The organism is Lacticaseibacillus salsurae, assembly GCF_045862175.1.
GTDB lineage: Bacteria > Bacillota > Bacilli > Lactobacillales > Lactobacillaceae > Lacticaseibacillus > Lacticaseibacillus salsurae.
Map to the genome: position 1 here is coordinate 1 of NZ_BAAFZI010000133.1, position 1,566 is coordinate 1,566.

The window sequence follows — 1,566 nt, forward strand, 5'->3', positions numbered from 1 at the left end:
GTAGTGGCTGGTGAATAATTTGTCCAAGTTATCTGTAACAGCTCCTTAACCCGTTATCGTTGTATAATAGATGCATAGGAATTCCCGGTATTCCGTCAATCCCCATGCACTTTACACAACCCTATCGGAGGCGTTATCCATGGTTTATCGTCAAACAGTCACGCAACTCTCAATTGAATCCTTTGGTACTGCACTGAGCACACCGCTCAGTGCAGACAACGAGTGGGTTCAGCTTGCGGATCAAATGCCATGGCAGAAGTTAAGCGAGGCATACCAATTGGCTTTTCCTTCGAAGCTTGGCCGTGCTGGTAAACCATTTCGCCTGTTGTATGGTGCTCAGTTGATCAAGCAACGAACTGGTTTGTCTGATCGAGACGTTGTCGAAGCGATTCGTGACACCCCGGCTTATCAATACTTCATTGGTATCCCTCAGTATCAACTTAAAGTCCCATTCGATCACACGGCGCTGGCGTACTTTCGCCGGCGGATCGCGCCGATTTCTGAATTGATCCGCAATATCATGACCGATACGGTTCGGGAACGACTTCAACGCCACTTACCAACCAAGTCGGTGATGATCACCGACGCAACTTGTACTCCGGTGAATATCAAGTTTCCCCAAGATACGCATCTACTTAATCAGGCGAGAACAAACCTAGAAGATGACATTAAAGTCATGGCTAAACAGCTTCAAATTGCACCACCACGGACTTACAAGCGTGAAGCTCACGCAAAGTGGACTGCCTTTTCACGCAAACCACGACGTTGGGGGAAGCTCACACAAAAGCAAATCAAAGCCCAACTTCAATACATTCGTCGCGACTTGCGCTATGTCGATGAGATGATCGACCAAGGTGCGACCTTGACCGCGGCGCGGGCTAAGCGACTTGGCGTCATTCGCTTAGTCTTTGACCAACAAGATTACATGTATCGCAACCACACGCATCGTGTCGAAAACCGGATCGTAAGCTTAAGTCAGCCGGAGATTCGTCCAATCATGCGAGGTAAATCAAAGTCCCCGGTTGAGTTTGGACCAAAGATCGATGTTTCGATCATGGATGGCGTGATTGACATTGAGCGTTTCTCTTTCAATGCCTTCAATGAAAGTGGTGACCTTGGATCGACACTTGATCACTACTACGACGTGCACGGCGAATATCCAGACGAGGTACTGTTGGACACACTGTATCGAACTCGCGAAAACATTGGGATGTGTGCCAACCTTGGTATCCGCGTGAGTGGACCGCGGCTTGGACGTAAACCAAAGCATGTGGATCCAGCACAGCGCCATCAGGATCAAGACGCAGAGAACCGCCGCGGCGAAATTGAACGCCGATTCTCGTTCGTAAAGGGGAATCTCGGATTGGATCTTGTCAAAGAGAAGACCGCAGAGACAATTGCGGTTGCCGTAGACACTGGTGTGGTCATGGCGAATTTGGAAAATCTTCTCGCAGTTTTAAGTAGACCAATTTCGATTACTGCCAAAAAGAATAAGACTGCGGTGAAGATTGATTACAAAGTTATCGTGGATTTGCCTGAAAGTTAGGGCTAATTCACCAGCCACTA

Annotated in this window: 1 protein-coding gene; it reads left to right on the forward strand. The window is 48.3% G+C overall.

The window, feature by feature from the left end; genetic code table 11:
- Positions 1-139 precede the first annotated feature (139 nt).
- Positions 140-1,546 (forward strand): IS5 family transposase, encoded by a 1,407-nt coding sequence (locus ACKTSG_RS14225; protein WP_041091597.1) that lies wholly within the window; start codon positions 140-142, stop codon positions 1,544-1,546.
- The last annotated feature ends 20 nt before the right edge of the window (positions 1,547-1,566 follow it).